This window comes from Bradyrhizobium sp. KZN70725, assembly GCF_055264925.1.
The window spans coordinates 38,862-55,058 of record NZ_JBUYWT010000041.1; the positions used below are offsets into that span (position 1 = coordinate 38,862).

General features: G+C 65.8%; 11 protein-coding genes. 7 read left to right on the top strand and 4 right to left on the bottom strand.

Annotated features, from left to right (window positions below; all coding sequences use genetic code 11):
• Positions 1-39 precede the first annotated feature (39 nt).
• Complete coding sequence (locus ACZBJS_RS30225) at positions 40-636, bottom strand: TetR/AcrR family transcriptional regulator (protein WP_076833590.1); 597 nt, start codon at positions 634-636, stop codon at positions 40-42.
• A gap of 554 nt (positions 637-1,190) precedes the next feature.
• On the opposite strand from ACZBJS_RS30225, the gene ACZBJS_RS30230 reads away from it, so the two are divergent.
• Together ACZBJS_RS30230 and ACZBJS_RS30235 are read left to right on the top strand one after the other, a co-directional pair.
• A complete protein-coding gene (locus tag ACZBJS_RS30230) occupies positions 1,191-2,579 on the top strand; it encodes a cation-efflux pump (RefSeq protein ID WP_463439642.1) in 1,389 nt (462 codons plus the stop codon).
• A 193-nt stretch (positions 2,580-2,772) separates the two neighbouring features.
• A complete protein-coding gene (locus ACZBJS_RS30235; protein WP_456791894.1) occupies positions 2,773-5,094 on the top strand; it encodes a sensor histidine kinase in 2,322 nt (773 codons plus the stop codon).
• Between the two features lie 10 nt (positions 5,095-5,104).
• On the opposite strand, the gene mdoH is transcribed toward ACZBJS_RS30235, so the two are convergent.
• The 3 genes from mdoH to ACZBJS_RS30250 form a co-directional block, all read right to left on the bottom strand.
• The gene (gene mdoH / locus ACZBJS_RS30240) at positions 5,105-7,225 is read right to left on the bottom strand and encodes a glucans biosynthesis glucosyltransferase MdoH (RefSeq protein ID WP_463439643.1); all 2,121 of its coding nucleotides are present in this window, start codon (positions 7,223-7,225) and stop codon (positions 5,105-5,107) included.
• A complete protein-coding gene (locus ACZBJS_RS30245; RefSeq protein WP_463439644.1) occupies positions 7,213-8,679 on the bottom strand; it encodes a glucan biosynthesis protein G in 1,467 nt (488 codons plus the stop codon). The genes mdoH and ACZBJS_RS30245 overlap by 13 nt, the downstream gene beginning before the upstream one ends.
• Before the next feature lie 242 nt (positions 8,680-8,921).
• Positions 8,922-9,818 (bottom strand): LysR family transcriptional regulator, encoded by an 897-nt coding sequence (locus tag ACZBJS_RS30250; RefSeq protein WP_018270739.1) that lies wholly within the window; start codon positions 9,816-9,818, stop codon positions 8,922-8,924.
• 256 nt (positions 9,819-10,074) lie between these two features.
• On the opposite strand from ACZBJS_RS30250, the gene ACZBJS_RS30255 reads away from it, so the two are divergent.
• Genes ACZBJS_RS30255 through ACZBJS_RS30275 form a run of 5 tightly spaced genes read left to right on the top strand, consistent with a single transcriptional unit; the run spans position 10,075 to position 16,053 of the window.
• Positions 10,075-10,551: a formate dehydrogenase subunit gamma gene (locus ACZBJS_RS30255; RefSeq protein ID WP_310882820.1), complete on the top strand. Its 477-nt coding sequence runs from the start codon at positions 10,075-10,077 to the stop codon at positions 10,549-10,551.
• Positions 10,548-12,116 carry a formate dehydrogenase beta subunit gene (locus ACZBJS_RS30260; protein ID WP_463439645.1) on the top strand — a complete coding sequence of 523 codons (1,569 nt, stop codon included), beginning with the start codon at positions 10,548-10,550 and terminating at the stop codon, positions 12,114-12,116. Before ACZBJS_RS30255 ends, ACZBJS_RS30260 begins: the two co-directional genes overlap by 4 nt.
• Positions 12,117-12,129: 13 nt before the next feature.
• Positions 12,130-15,009 (top strand): formate dehydrogenase subunit alpha, encoded by a 2,880-nt coding sequence (gene fdhF, locus ACZBJS_RS30265; RefSeq protein ID WP_463439646.1) that lies wholly within the window; start codon positions 12,130-12,132, stop codon positions 15,007-15,009.
• A gap of 2 nt (positions 15,010-15,011) precedes the next feature.
• Positions 15,012-15,848, top strand: coding sequence for a formate dehydrogenase accessory sulfurtransferase FdhD (gene fdhD / locus ACZBJS_RS30270; RefSeq protein ID WP_253587343.1), 837 nt, complete (start codon positions 15,012-15,014; stop codon positions 15,846-15,848).
• Positions 15,832-16,053 (top strand): formate dehydrogenase subunit delta, encoded by a 222-nt coding sequence (locus ACZBJS_RS30275; protein WP_076833312.1) that lies wholly within the window; start codon positions 15,832-15,834, stop codon positions 16,051-16,053. Before fdhD ends, ACZBJS_RS30275 begins: the two co-directional genes overlap by 17 nt.
• Positions 16,054-16,197 lie beyond the last annotated feature (144 nt).

The window sequence follows — 16,197 nt, forward strand, 5'->3', positions numbered from 1 at the left end:
AGACGTCCAGAGGACATCAAGGGTCATTCCAACAGTTGCTTATTTGATGAAGCGATCGAGCAGCGCGTCAGCGGTGGCCTGCGATGTGGTACGTGCCGGAGCCGTCTTTGCGACCACGCGCAGCCCCCAAAGGAAACAGATCAGGATTCGGGCGGCACTCGAAGGCTCGACGCCATCGGCCAATCTGCCCGCGGTCTCCGCACGGGAAAATGCGTCCGCCACCCTGGTCTCCATGGTTTTGAAGAAGCTCGCGAAGCGACGACCAACCTCGGCATCCTGGCCGGCCAGCTCCATCGCCGTCGCCACCAACAGGCAGCCGCGCCGGCCATTGGCACCGCACGTGCGCTCAACGTAACCGGCAAGGTAGGCCCGCAGGCCATCGACCGGATCTCTGCGGGGATCGAGTTCGTCATCCATCCGGGTCAGGGCATCGGCAATGTAGCGATCGAGTGCGCGCAGGAACAGCGAGTGCTTGTCGCCGAAAGCGGCATAAAGGCTGCCGCGCGAGAGTTTTGTCGCACGCAGCAGGTCCGGGAGTGCCGTGGCGTGATAGCCGCGCGACCAGAACACATTCATCGCGCGTTCGATGGCGGCGTCCACGTCGAAACTTCGCGGGCGGCCACGGGGCGCCTGCATGGTGGTTTGGCGGCTCATTGCCGATATATAGACCAATCGGTCCTTAAATGGCAAGGGCCGCTTTGGATCATTAGCTCGTAGGATGGGTAGAGCGAAGCGAAACCCATCGATTGCATCCGCACGCCGACATGATGGGTTTCGTGCGCTCTACCCATCCTACGTTACGCGTCGAGATGGCGGCATGAGTTACCCATTCGACACGACGGGCGGTGCAGCGCGCACCCGGCATTCCCTGCGCCCTCTTGTGTCGTGGCGAAACGATTTTGCAAAGCTCGGGCGAAACGCGCCGCGAGAACGCAGATGTTCGGTTGACACGTCGCGCAACACATCCAGCGTCGTCTTGGCGGAAGCCAGGACCCATTACCCCGAATGCGAGTCATGACGCGATGCGGTTGCCACAGCTCACTTCAACCACACAACCCTATGGTTGTGGATTCTGGCTTCCGCCGGGACGACCGCGTGATTTTGGCAAAATCCTGCAATTGCAACTGAGTGGCGATTGCGTTTCATCAACGACACTTGATGTTCACCAACTCCCTGCTAAACCGCCGCCCATGAGCTCTTCCAGCACCAGCGCCCCCTCCACCAAGACATCGGTCGCCGCGATCTCGATCCTCGCCAGCGGCAGCATGGCGGTGGCGAAGTTCGTGGTCGGCATCGCGATCGGATCGCTGGCGCTGATCTCGGAGGCGCTGCACTCGTCGATCGACCTGGTCGCCACCATCATCACCTGGGCGGTGGTGCGGGTGTCGGACCAGCCGGCCGACGCCGAGCATCATTACGGACACGGCAAGTTCGAGAGCGTCTCGGCGCTCGGCATCATCGCCCTGCTCTACGTGCTGGCCGGCGGCATCCTGGTCCAGGCCTACAGCCATCTGCGCGAGGGCGCGCCGCCGCCGTCGATCTCGGCCATTCCCTTTGTCGTTCTGGTCATCGATATCGGCGTCAATCTGTGGCGGGCCCGCGCGCTGCACCGCGCCGCGCGCGACACCAAGAGCCAGGCGCTGGCCGCCGATGCGCTGCATTTCGCCTCCGACGTGATGGGCTCGACCGCCGTCATCGTCGGCCTGGTGCTCGCCGGCTTCGGCTTCTGGTGGGGCGATGCCGCAGCGGCGATCGCGGTCGCGGTGATGATCGCCCTGCTCGGCCTACGCATGGCGCGGGAGACGGTCGAGACCCTGCTCGACCGCGCGCCCGAAGGCGCGCTGGAGAAGGCCACCGCCGCCATCAAGGCCGTGCCGGGGGTGGTCGATGTCGACCGGTTGCGCGTCCGCATGGTCGGCGCGACGCATTTCATCGATGCCATCGCCAAGGTGCCGCGCACCTACCCGATCGACCGCGTCGAGGACATCAAGCGCCGGGCGCAGGCGGCGCTGACCAAGACGTTCGGCGACGCCGACCTCACCTTCACCGCGGTGCCGGTGGCGCGCGACAATGAGAGCGTGCGCGAGCGCATCATGGTGATCGCGCGCAATTCCGGCCTCGCCATCCACCACGTCACGGTGCACGACATCGGCGGCAAGCTGATCGTCGGCATCGACCTCGAGGTCGACAGCGACATGGCGCTCGACGCGGCGCACGACATCGCCCACGGGCTCGAGCGCGCGATCCGCGAGGATTTCGGCGAGGACGTCGAGGTCGACACCCATATCGAGCCGCTCGAGCCGGAACTGCCGTGGGGAACCGACGCCGCGCCGGACCGCGTCGAAGCCATCAAGGCGGCGCTGACCGGCTTTGCCGATAGCGGCGCGATCCATGACATCCACAATGTGCGGGTCCGCAACACCGACGCCGGCGAGGTCGTCAACTTCCATTGCCGCGCGCAGCCTTCGATGAGTGTGATCAAGGTGCACGAAAGCGTCGACGAGATCGAACGCAAACTGCGTCGTGCGTTCCCCACCGTGAAGCGTGTGATCAGTCACGCAGAGCCGACGCGCGGGTAATTCTACGGAGCCGTTCCCGTTTCGGACTCGCTTTGCGCCGCATGATTCTTCCCGGGACAAGAATTTTTTCGCATTAACGAATCGTTGACTCTCGACAGTCCCGGAAATCTGGATTCAAATGATCATGATTCGGATGCATCGTGGGGAGCATCCGAACCGGGTAAAAAATCAGCTTAGAGCGGGGGTCTCAGGCATGGCGCGCGCGCATGCAGCGAACGCGTGCGTCCAATCCGATTCGATCAAGGGATTGGCGCAGTCGATCGCGAAACCGGCCTATCACAGGCTCCTGACGGCCGAGCCTGCACTGCGCCGCGCTGTCCCTACGCTCATCATCGCCTTCCTCATCACGATCTGCCTCGGCGCCTTCGTCCAGGTGATCGACCAGAACCGGCAGAAGCGCGGCGCGATGAAGCGCGACCTTGCTGCACTGTCCGACATCCTCGCCGAACGTCTCGATCGCCTGACCTCGGTGCGGCGCGACCGGCTCGCCAACATCGAGCGGATGCAGGAACTGCTGCCGGACCTGATCCCGTCCTGGGGCATCGCCTACGGCCGCCACGTCATCATCACCAGCGCCGATCACCGCGTGCTGGCGCGCGTGCCGGTCGACGGCGCCGGCGAGAACGACCGCATCCTCGACATCGTCTCCACCGCGCAACTGCTCGTCGCGCCCGGCCAGCAGGGCACGGTCAGCGACATGACGCTGCCCGGCGGCACCGGCGCGCTGGCGATCTCGCAGCTCGTCAAGTCGCTGCCCGGCCAGGTCGTCGTCATCCAGGAGATGAACGAGCCGATCTGGGGATCGGATGCGGCACTCTCGGTGACGCTGTCGGCGACCACGAGCTTCGTGGTGCTGATCCTCGGCTTCGCGTTCCACTGGCAATCGACCCGCGCCCGCGAGGGCGACCTGATCAACGACGCCGTGCGCGGCCGGATCGACACCGCGCTCAACCGCGGCCGCTGCGGATTGTGGGACTGGGACCTGTCGCGCGGCCGGATCTTCTGGTCGCAGTCGATGTTCACCCTGCTCGGCCTCGACACCCGCAACGACCTCCTCACCTTCGGCGAGGTCAACGCGCTGGTGAATTCGGACGACATCAACCTGTTCGACATCGCCGACCAGCTGATATCGGGAAAGATCGATCACATCGACCAGAGCTTCCGCATGCGCCATGTCGGCGGCCACTGGATCTGGCTGCGCGTGCGCTGCGAGCTCAGCCACGCCGCCGCCGACGGCGGCCTGCACCTGATCGGCATCGCGGTCGACATCACCGAGCAGAAGAGCCTCGCCGAGAAGTCGGTGGAAGCCGATCTCAGGCTGCGCGACGCGATCGAGACCATTCCGGAAGCCTTCGTGCTATGGGACGCCGACGATCGTCTCGTGCTCTGCAACTCGCACTTCCAGCGGCTGCACAAGCTACCCGATTCCGCCGTCAGCCCCGGCACCTCCTACGAGACCGTGATCGAGGTCGGCAGCATGCCGGAAGTGCGCACCCGCCTGCACGAGAGCGGCGTGCCGGCGCCCGGCGCCCGCACCTTCGAGGCCCAGCTCGACGACGGCAGCTGGCTGCACATCAGCGAGCGCCGCACCAAGGACGGCGGCTACGTCTCCGTCGGCACCGACATCACCCGCATCAAGGCGCACGAGCAGAAGCTGGTCGACAACGACCTGCGCCTGCGCGCCACGGTGATCGACCTGCAGCGCTCGCAATCCGAGCTGGAGCGGCAGGCCGTCGAGCTTGCCGACCTCGCCGAAAAATATTCGCAGGAGAAGACTCGCGCCGAGGACGCCAACGCCGCGAAGTCGAAATTCCTCGCCAATATGAGCCATGAGCTGCGCACCCCGCTCAACGCCATCATCGGCTTCTCCGAGATCATGGGCAGCGGCCTGTTCGGCACGCTCGGCTCGGACAAATACGCGGAGTACTGCCACGACATCCTGACGTCGGGGAAATACCTGCTTGAGGTCATCAACGACATTCTCGACATGTCGAAGATCGAGGCCGGCCGCATGAAGTTCGACATGGAGCCGCTCGATCTCTCCGGCATCCTCGCGGAGTCGCTGCGCGTGGTCTCCGGCCGCGCCGAGCACAAGGGATTGTCGCTGGAGTCGAATATCGAAAGCACGATCTCGGTCGTCGCCGACCGCCGCGCGGTCAAGCAGATCATCGTCAACCTGCTCTCCAATGCGGTGAAGTTCACGCCCGACCACGGCCGTGTGCTGGTGCGCGGCCAGATGCTGGATGACTCGATCGTGCTGTTGATCGCCGACAGCGGCATCGGCATCGCGCCGGAATCGCTGCGCCGGCTCGGCAAGCCGTTCGAGCAGGTCGAGAGCCAACTCACCAAGAGCTACCAGGGCTCCGGTCTCGGACTTGCGATCGCGCGCTCGCTCACCAATCTGCACGGCGGCTCGATGCGGCTGCGCTCCAAGCTCGGCGTCGGCACCGTCGTCCGCGTCACGCTGCCGCGCGATCCCCGGTCCCTGCAGACGAAGCTGCCGGAAGCGGCCTGAGCCCCCCACACTACTTCGCAAGCACCCCTTCCAGCAGCGCGGAATCACCGAGCACGGCCAACGTCTCGCGAGGCGTGAGATGGCGGATCGCCTGGTCGAAGCTGTCGCTTGCCTCGATCCGCGCACGCGCCACCGCGAGGTGAAGATCGATCTCACCCGGACCGCCGCGCCGCGCCGGCGGCAGCGACGAGAGATGGCGCTGCAACAGCCCGGAATCCTGCCGCAACGTCGCGAGCGCAGGGGCCGATGCGCGTGCCGGCGATGCCGCCAGCTCATTGGCGCGGACCAGCACGCGTGGCGGCTTAGCTTCCTCCGGCGTCACGAACAGCGCGTGCATCGCCGGCCGGGCGGTCCAGGCGCCGATCGGAATCGCAAACAGCAGGCCAACGATCACCGGCGACATCCACAGCAACAGCGGCAGCGACACCGCCCAGGCGCTTATCGCCATCGCGACACCGAAGGCGGTGGGAACGCCATACTTCCGATACAGCTCCCGCCGCTCGACCGCGCCGTCGTCGCGCCGCTGCGTCTGCCAGCCGGCGTCCCGGCCGAGCAGGATCTCGACGACCGCGATCGACTGGAACACCATCATGACGGGCGCGATCATCGCCGAGATCAGCACCTCGGCGATCACGCCCGTAAGAGCCCGGAAGCCGCCGCCGAATTGCCGGCGCACGTCCGAGCGCGTCAGCAACAGGAGGAAGCCGAGCACCTTCGGTACGATCAGCAGCGCCATGGTGAGGCCAAACACCCAGGCGGCGAGCACCGGGTCCTGCGCCGGCCAGTTCGGGAACAGCGAAAAGCCCTTCGGAAAATATTCGGGGCGAATGAAGCGCGCCTGCAACGAGATCAGGATTCCGAGCAGCAGGAACGAGAGCCAGAGCGGCGCGGTGATGTAGGAGCCGATCCCGGTCATGAAATGCAGCCGCGAGATCCAGTGCAGCCGGCGCGTCCTCAGCACGGCGAGATGCTGCAGATTGCCCTGGCACCAGCGGCGGTCGCGCGCGGCAAAATCCAATAGCGACGGCGGCACCTCTTCGAAGCTGCCGCCGAGCATCGGCGCCATGTAGATGCCCCAGCCGGCGCGCCGCATCAGCGCCGCCTCGACAAAGTCGTGGCTCAGGATATGTCCGCCGAACGGCTTGCGTCCGGAGAGCTCGGGCAGCCCCGCCTGCTCCGCAAATGCCTCGATCCTGATGATGGCATTGTGCCCCCAGTAATTGCCCTCGGAGCCGTGCCACCACGCGACACCGGCGGCGACCATCGGCCCGTACAGCCGGCCGGCGAACTGTTGCAGGCGGCTGAACAGGCTGCGCGCATTGACGATGACCGGCAGCGTCTGCAGCAGCGCCGCCTGCGGGTTGGTCTCCATCGCGTGCGCCATCCGCACCATGGTGTCGCCCGACATCAGGCTGTCGGCGTCGAGCACGATCATGAACCGATAGGCGCCGCCAAACCGCGTGATCCACTCGCCGACATTGCCGGACTTGCGCGCCGTATTGTCGGCGCGATGCCGGTAGAACAGCCGCTGCGCGCCGCAGGCCTCGCAGAGTTCGAGGAACGCCCTCTCCTCGGCGATCCAGATATCGGGATCGCGGGTGTCGCTGAGCACGAACCAGTCGAAGCTGTCGCCCTGCCCGGTTGCCTCGACGGACTCGTAGATGGCGCGCAGGCGCGCCATCAATTGATGCGCATTCTCGTTGTAGGTCGGGAGCAGGACCGCGGTCCGGCTCGCGAGCTGCGGCAAGGGACCGTCGTCGCGGATCGGCAAGGCGTTGCCGTTGCGGCGAAGCAGAGCGAAGAAGCCGGCGAGCGCCGAAGCGAACGAAAACGCGATCCAGGCGAGCAGCGCGACGAACAGCACCAGCACCATGCCTTCCATGATCGTCACGCCGCCGACCTGGACCACCATGTACATCTCGTAGGCGCCGGCACCGGTCAGCGCCGCCGTCAGCATCAGGACGAACGCGCGGCGCATCAACATGCCCGCGCCGACCGACACCGGCGTGCTCACCGCATGCGGCGGCCGGCCGAGATCGGCCGCCGACATCGCAAGCGGGCTCTCTTGTGGCAGGAAGCCGTCGGCCGCCGCGGCGACGTCGGACTGAGGCGACGTGACTATGGCGCCCATCGATAGACCCAGATCTCGGAGAGCGGCTTGTCATCCTGCGCCAGATGCGCACGCAGCTCGACCGGGTCCTTCTTGACGGCGCATTGGAAGCTGAGCCGCCATCCGCCGGTATTCGGATTTGGCTGCGTGACGACATTCGTGATCTCGGACTTCTCGGCCGTCACGACGCCCTTGACGCTGCCGGGATCGATCCCCTTCAGATTGTCACCGAACAGGTCGAGCACGAACAGCTTGCTGTTCTCGCCATGCGCGCCGATGCCGCTGCGCGTGAAGCGCGCGAGCGAATGCGGCTTCGGCGCATCCGGCCCCCAATGCAGGCGATAGGTGAAATTGGTCTCGCTCTTGGCCTTGGGCGGCGCCTTCGGCCGCCAGAACGCGGCGATGTTGTCGTGGATCTCTTCCTTGGTCGGGATCTCGAACAGGATGACCGCGCCCTCGCCCCAGTCGCCGATCGGCTCGACCCACAAGCTCGGACGCTTCTCGAAGCGCGATTCGATGTCCTGATAGGCGAAGAAATTCTTCTCGCGCTGCATCAGACCGAAGCCATGCGGATTGACGTCCTGGAACGTGCTGATCTGGAGGTCGCGCGGATTGCTCAGCGGGCGCCACAGGCTCTCGCCCTTGCCGTTGTAGATCGCAAGCCCGTCCGAATCGTGCACCGACGGCCTGAAGTCGTCGACCTCGTTGCGATCGTTGGGCCCGAAGAAGAACATGCTCGTCATCGGCGCAAGGCCCACGTGCTCGAGATCGGCACGCGGATAGAGCGATGCCTCGACATCGAACACCGTGGTCGCTCCAGGCCTGATCGTGAAGCGGTAGCTTGCCGCGCAGCTCTTGCTGTCGAGCAAGGCGTGAATGACCAGCGAGGTCGCGTTGGGCACGGGACGCTCGAGCCAGAACGCCTTGAAGAACGGAAACTCCTCGCCCTTGGCTTCGCCGGTATCGATCGACAGGCCGCGCGCCGACAGGCCGTAGGTCTCGTCCTTGGCGACCGCGCGGAAATAGCTCGCGCCGAGGAAGACGCAGACCTCGTCATAGTAGTCCGGCTTGTTGATCGGCGCGTGGATGCGAAATCCGGCAAAGCCGAGGTCGGTCTCGGTGAAGTCAGGCACGGTCTCGCCGAACGAGAACATGTCCTTGCTGTACTTGACTTCGCTGACCTTGCCGTCAGCGACCTCGAAGATCTTGACCTTGTTCTTGTAGAAGAAGCCGCGGTGGAAGAACTGCGCCTCGAACGGCAGCTTCGCGCCGCGCCACAGTGCGCGCTCGGACGTGAAGCGGATCGAGCGGTACTGGTCGTAGTTGAGGTCCGTCAGGCCGTTCGGCAATTTCTCGTCCGGCGCCTCGAACGACTTGCCGGCGAGATTGCGCGCAAGCTCCCTGACCATGCCTGGGTTGAAGGGTGCGTCCGTCGCGCTCCCTGCGGCGGCGGCCTGGCGCTGTGGCAAGAACATGAGTGTCGGCAATACGGCCGATCCGTGGAGTAACTGGCGACGATTCAAAGCAGCTCCTGCTCGCTGACCGGGACGCCGCAATGCAACCGCCGAACCGGCGCTGAGTTCCATCTTTGCTGCGAGCAAGCGAAGATTGTCCGCCGGCTGAACACCAGGACTTGCTTCAACGCAACCACACAACGCGTGGTCGGTTGCTGCTGTGCCGGAACCGTGGCGGAAAGGCTACGAAGGAATGCCGAGAGCTACGCGCTCTCGAGCGTCGGCGCGACCTCGCGTGCGACCTGCACCAAGGCTGCGATCAGCGGCGTCATCGGATCGCGCTGCGGGATCACGAGGCCGATGCTGTAGTCCACGACCGGATCGACGATCGGAATGCTGCGCACCGCATCCGCAAGGCCGAGCGTCTCGGCGAGCTTGGCCGGCATCACGCTGGCCCAGCGGCCGGTCTTCACGTGGGTGTAGAGCACGAGCAGTGAGTTCGACGTCAGCGTCGGCGTCGCCTCCGCGCCGACCGAGGTCAGCGCGCGATCGATGATGCGGCGGTTCTGCATGTCGGGCGTGAGCAGACAGAGCGGCACGGTGCCGACTTCCTTCCACGTCACCTGCTTGCGGTCGCCGAACATCGCATCCGGCGCCGTCAGCAAGCGATAGCTCTCGTTATAGAGCGGGATGGTGCGGACCTTGCCGATCGGCTCGTTCTCGATATAGGTCAGCCCGGCATCGACCTCGAGATTCTCGAGCAGGCCGAGCACATCGGCCGACGTGCACGACTGGATGCGGAACCGCACGTCGGGATGGCGCGCCCGGAACGGCGTGGTCAGCGAGGCCACCATGCCGAGCGCGGTCGGGATCGCCGCGATCCGGATCTCGCCCGACAGCTTGTCCTTGAGGCTGTTGATCTCCTGCTTCATCGCGCGCGCATCGCCGACGATGCGCCGCGCCCAGTCCAGCGTCCGCTCCCCTTCGGGCGTGAAGCCCTGGAAGCGGGATCCGCGCTGCACCAGCATGACGCCGAGGATTTCCTCGAGCTGCTTGAGACTGGTCGACATCGTCGGCTGGGTGACGCCGCACGCCTCCGCAGCCCGGCCAAAGTGCCGTTCCTTGGCCAGCGCCAGCAGAAGTTCCAGCTTGTCGATCAAGGTTCAAATCCCTTCGGAAAACGGCGCCCCAAGCGGCAGCCCAACACGTCCATAGGTAGCACGATCGGGGTTCGATCCCGAAATCCAAAGCGCCCCGGAAGTGCGTGATTCCAGAACATTATTACGATCCCGCATCGATCCATTCGACAGCGCTATTAATCGCGTTTCGCAATCGCCGCATGAGACAGCTTTATTGATGTTTCGAAGGATTCCAACTCTCATGTGCGAAGCAAAAAACTGATCGTGAGAAGCGCTGATGACGGTGGGATACGAACCTTGGGACAAGGCGCGCGGCGCTGAAATCATCGCCGAGCATGCCGGGCTCGAAGGCGCCACGCTGGTGATCCTGCACGCGCTGCAGGAGGCCTTCGGCTACGTGCCGGAGCCTGCGATCCCGATGGTGGCGGAGGCGCTCAACCTGTCGCGCGCCGAGGTGCACGGCGTCTTCACCTTCTACCATGATTTCCGGAAGCAACCTGCGGGCCGCCACGTCCTCAAGCTGTGCCGCGCCGAGGCCTGCCAGGCCGCCGGCGGCGATGCGCTGGCGGCGCACGCGGAAGCCAAGCTCGGCGTTGCCCTCGGCAATACCACGGCGGATGACCGCGTGACGCTGGAGCCGATCTACTGCCTCGGGCTGTGCGCCACCGCGCCCTCGGCGATGCTGGATGGCCGCGTGGTCGGCCGGCTCGACGAAGCGCGGATCGACGCGCTGGTCGCGGAGGCACAGCGATGACAATGCGGATCTTCATTCCCCGCGACGCCGGTGCGGTTGCCGTCGGCGCCGACGACGTCGCCCTCGCCTTCGAGCAGGCCGCAGCAGCGCGCGGCAGGCCGATCGAGATCGTCAGGACCGGTTCGCGCGGGCTGTACTGGCTGGAGCCGCTGGTCGAACTCGCGACCGCCCAGGGCCGCGTCGGATTCGGCCCGGCGACGCCGGCGGACGTTCCACCCCTGCTCGACGCAATGGCCGGCAACGGTCAGCACGCGCTGCGGCTTGGGGTCACGGACGAGATTCCCTGGCTGAAGCGCCAGACCCGGCTGACCTTCGCCCGCTGCGGCGTGATCGATCCGCGCTCGGTCGACGACTACCGCGCCCATGGCGGCTACAAGGGCCTGGAGCGGGCGCTGACGCTGACCTCCGACCAGATCCTCGCCGACGTCACCACGTCCGGTCTGCGCGGCCGCGGCGGCGCCGGCTTCCCCACCGGCATCAAGTGGAAGACCGTGGCGCAGGCCAGCGCCGACCGCAAATACATCGTCTGCAACGCCGACGAAGGCGACAGCGGCACCTTCGCCGACCGCATGATCATGGAAGGCGACCCCCTCGTCGTGATCGAGGGCATGACGATCGCAGGTATCACGGTAGGCGCCACCAAGGGCTACATCTACATCCGCTCGGAATATCCGCACGCGGTCGACGCGATGAACGCGGCGATCGTGGTCGCCCGCCGCGCCGGCTTGCTCGGCAAGCGCATCGGCGGCTCCGCCCATGAGTTCGATCTCGAGGTGCGGGTCGGCGCCGGCGCCTATGTCTGCGGCGAAGAAACCTCGCTGCTGGAAAGCCTCGAGGGCCGCCGCGGCATCGTACGGGCCAAGCCGCCGCTGCCGGCGCATAAGGGCCTGTTCGGCCGCCCGAGCGTGATCAACAACGTGCTGTCGTTCGCGGCGATTCCCTTCATCCTCGACAACGGCGCCAAGGCCTACGCCGATTTCGGCATGGGCCGCTCGCGCGGCACGATGCCGATCCAGCTCGCCGGCAACATCAGATATGGCGGACTGTTCGAGACCGCCTTCGGCGTCACGCTCGGCGAACTCGTCGACGAGATCGGCGGCGGCACCTTCACCGGGCGCGAGGTGCGCGCGGTTCAAGTCGGCGGCCCGCTCGGGGCCTACTTCCCGCGCGCGCTGTTCGACACGCCGTTCGACTATGAAGCGTTCGCCGCGCGCGACGGCCTGATCGGCCATGGCGGGATCGTGGTGTTCGACGACAGCGTCGATATGGCGAAGCAGGCCCGCTTTGCGATGGAGTTCTGCGCGGTCGAATCCTGCGGCAAGTGCACGCCGTGCCGGATCGGCTCGACCCGCGGCGTCGAGACCATCAACAAGATCATCAATGGCGAGCGCGTGGCGGAAAACCTCGCCGTTGTCGAAGACCTCTGCAACACCATGAAATTCGGCTCGCTGTGCGCGCTCGGCGGCTTCACGCCCTACCCCGTGATGAGCGCACTGAAACACTTCCGGGAAGATTTCGGCGGAGATCTAGGTCCCGCACCGGCCCACCTGCAGGCCGCGGAATAGCAAGGAAATCACGATGTCGCTGATCCAGGAAACCGATTTCGGCACGCCCAAATCCAAATCCGAGACGATGGTCACGCTGACCATCGACGGCAATCAGATCACGGTGCCCGAGGGCACCTCGATCATGCGCGCGGCGATGGAAGCCGGCACCCAGATTCCAAAGCTCTGCGCCACCGACATGGTCGACGCCTTCGGCTCCTGCCGGCTCTGCCTCGTCGAGATCGAGGGCCGCGCCGGCACGCCGGCCTCCTGCACGACGCCGGTCATGCCCGGCCTCGTCGTGCACACCCAGAGCGAGCGGCTGAAGAAGCTGCGCAAGGGCGTGATGGAGCTCTACATCTCCGACCACCCGCTGGACTGCCTGACCTGCGCCGCGAACGGCGACTGCGAATTGCAGGACATGGCGGGCGCGGTCGGCCTGCGCGACGTGCGCTACGGCTATGAAGGCGAGAACCACGTCTTCGCCAAATCGCACGGCTGTGAAAACGACAACTGGATGCCGAAGGACGAGTCCAATCCGTACTTCACCTACGATCCCTCGAAGTGCATCGTCTGCTCGCGCTGCGTCCGCGCCTGCGAGGAAGTGCAAGGCACCTTCGCGCTGACGATCTCCGGCCGCGGCTTCGACAGCCGCGTCTCGCCCGGCATGAACGAAAGCTTCCTCGGCTCGGAATGCGTGTCCTGCGGCGCCTGCGTGCAGGCCTGCCCGACCGCGACGCTGACCGAGAAATCCGTGATCGAGATCGGCCAGCCCGAACACTCGGTCGTCACCACCTGTGCCTATTGCGGCGTGGGCTGCGCCTTCAAGGCCGAGATGCGCGGCGAGGAAGTGGTACGCATGGTGCCGTGGAAGGACGGCAAGGCCAATCGCGGCCATTCCTGCGTCAAGGGCCGCTTCGCCTGGGGTTACACCACCCACAAGGAGCGCATCCTGAAGCCGATGATCCGCGAGCGGATCGAGGATCCCTGGCAGGAAGTGTCGTGGGACGATGCGCTGAATTTCGCCGCCGCAAAATTCAAGGGCATCCAGCAGAAATACGGCCGCGACGCGGTCGGCGGCATCACCTCGTCACGCTGCACCAATGAAGAAACCTATCTGGTGCAGAAGCTGATCCGCGCCGGCTTCGGCAACAACAATGTCGACACCTGTGCCCGCGTCTGCCATTCGCCGACCGGCTACGGCCTGTCGCAGACCTTCGGGACTTCGGCCGGCACGCAGGATTTCGACTCGGTGGAGGACACCGACGTCGTGCTGATCATCGGCGCCAATCCGGCTTCCGCCCATCCGGTGTTCGCCTCGCGGCTGAAGAAGCGGCTGCGCCAGGGCGCCAGGCTGATCGTGATCGATCCGCGCCGCACCGAGATGGTGGAATCGCCGCACGTGAAGGCGCTGCATCTGCCGCTGATGCCCGGCACCAACGTCGCCGTGCTCACCGCGCTCGCCCATGTCATCGTCACCGAAGGGCTCGTCGACGAGGCCTTCGTGCGCGAGCGCTGCGACTGGAGCGAGTTCCAGGATTGGGCGGCTTTCGTCGCCCATTCCAAGCACAGCCCGGAAGCCACCGCGATCATGACCGGCGTCGATCCGAAGGCGCTGCGCGAGGCGGCCCGAATTTATGCCACCGGCGGCAACGGCGCGATCTATTACGGGCTCGGCGTCACCGAGCACAGCCAGGGCTCGACCACGGTGATCGCGATCGCCAACCTCGCGATGGCGACCGGCAATATCGGCCGGCCCGGCGTCGGCGTGAATCCGCTGCGCGGCCAGAACAACGTGCAGGGCTCCTGCGACATGGGCTCGTTCCCGCACGAGCTGCCGGGCTACCGCCACATCGCCGGCGACGCGGTGCGCGAGCAGTTCGAGGCGATATGGAACGTCAAGCTCAACAACGAGCCGGGCCTGCGCATCCCGAACATGTTCGACGCCGCCATCGAGGGCAGCTTCATGGGGCTCTACGTGCAGGGCGAGGACATCCTGCAGTCCGACCCCAACACCAAGCACGTGGTGGCGGCGCTGTCGGCGATGGAATGCGTCATCGTCCACGATCTCTTCCTGAACGAGACCGCGAACTACGCCCACGTCTTCCTGCCCGGCTCGACCTTCCTCGAGAAGGACGGCACCTTCACCAATGCCGAACGCCGCATCCAGCGCGTCCGCAAGGTGATGACGCCGCTCAACGGCTACGCCGACTGGGAAGTGACGATCATGCTCGGCAAGGCGATGGGCTTTGAGATGAACTACACCCATCCATCCGAGATCATGGACGAGATCGCCGCGCTGACGCCGACCTTCGCGGGCGTCTCCTATGCCAGGCTCGACGAGCTCGGCTCGGTGCAGTGGCCCTGCAACGAGAAGGCGCCGGAAGGCACCCCGGTGATGCATATCGGCGGCTTCGTGCGCGGCAAGGGCAAGTTCATCCTCACCGAATATATCGCGACCGACGAACGCACCGGCCCGCGCTACCCGCTGCTGCTCACCACCGGCCGCATCCTCAGCCAGTACAATGTCGGCGCACAGACCCGCCGCACCGAGAACGTGGTGTGGCACGCCGAGGACCGGCTGGAGATCCATCCGCACGACGCCGAGCAGCGCGGCGTGCGCGACGGCGACTGGGTGCGGCTGGCGAGCCGCGCCGGCGAGACCACGCTGCGCGCCGAGATCACCGACCGCGTGGCGCCGGGCGTTGTCTACACCACGTTCCACCACCCTGACACCCAGGCCAACGTCATCACGACTGATTTCTCGGACTGGGCCACCAACTGTCCCGAGTACAAGGTCACCGCAGTGCAGATCTCGCCGTCGAACGGTCCGTCCGACTGGCAGAAGGCCTATGACGAGCAGGCTCGCCACTCCCGCCGCATCGCCGCGCCGGTGGTGGAAGCCGCGGAATAGCGATGCGCGAGCCCGTCTATCAGGCGAACCGGAAGGTCTGGCGCAACGGCGTCTTCAGCGACGGCGCGCGCCTGATCCCGGAGGAGACGCCGCTCGCGCTGACCTATAATGGCGGCACCTACGCCGTGATGATGGGCTCGCCCGAGGACCTCGGCGATTTCGCCGTGGGCTTCAGCCTGAGCGAAGGCATCGTGCAAGCGGCCGACGAGATCGAGACCCTCGACATCGTCGAGCTCGATGACGGCATCGAGCTTCGGATGTGGCTCAGGCCTGACAGGGCCGAGCGGATCGCCGAGCGACGGCGCAACATCGCCGGACCGACCGGCTGCGGCCTGTGCGGACTCGATTCCATCAGCGAGGCAGTCCGGCCGGCCGCGGTGGTACGCGCCGGCCGCGCCTTCTCGCCGCGCGAGATCATGGCGGCGATGGCGGCGGTGGCGCCGCTGCAGGAGATCAACCACCAGACCCGCGCCGTGCACGCCGCGGCGTTCTGGACGGGCGCGCGCGGCATCGTGGCGCTGCGCGAGGATGTCGGCCGCCACAATGCGCTCGACAAGCTCGCCGGCGCGCTGGCCCGCGACAAGGTCATGGCCGGCGAAGGCATGGTGCTGCTCACCAGCCGCGTTTCGGTCGAAATGGTTCAGAAGACCGCCGCGATCGGCACGCCGCTGATCGCCGCAGTGTCGGCGCCGACCGCGCTTGCGGTGCGGATGGCGGATGCCGCCGGCATCACGCTCGCCGCGATCGCTCGCGCCGATGGATTTGAAATCTTTACGCATCCGGAACGCGTCACAGGCGCGATGGCCGGCAAGGAGCCCGCTTATGTCGTCGTCGCCTGACAAACTGGTCTATATGGCGAACCAGATCGGAAAATTCTTCCAGAGCCAGGGGCGCGAGCGTGCCGTGCAGGGCATTTCCGAGCACATCTGGAAGTTCTGGGACCCGCGGATGCGCAAGCAGATCTTCGCCCATCTCGACGCCGGCGGCACCGGCCTCGATCCCGACGTCCGCGATGCCTTGCAGAAGCTGAAGCAGCAGGCGTAGCTTTCTGGACTATCATTCCTAGAGGCTGTGAGCGCTCCGCACCGCCGTCATTGCGAGGAGCGATAGCGACGAAGCAATCCACCTCTCCGCTTGCGGAACCGTGGATGCTTCGCTTCGCTCGCAATGACGTGGATCGAGCGGTGA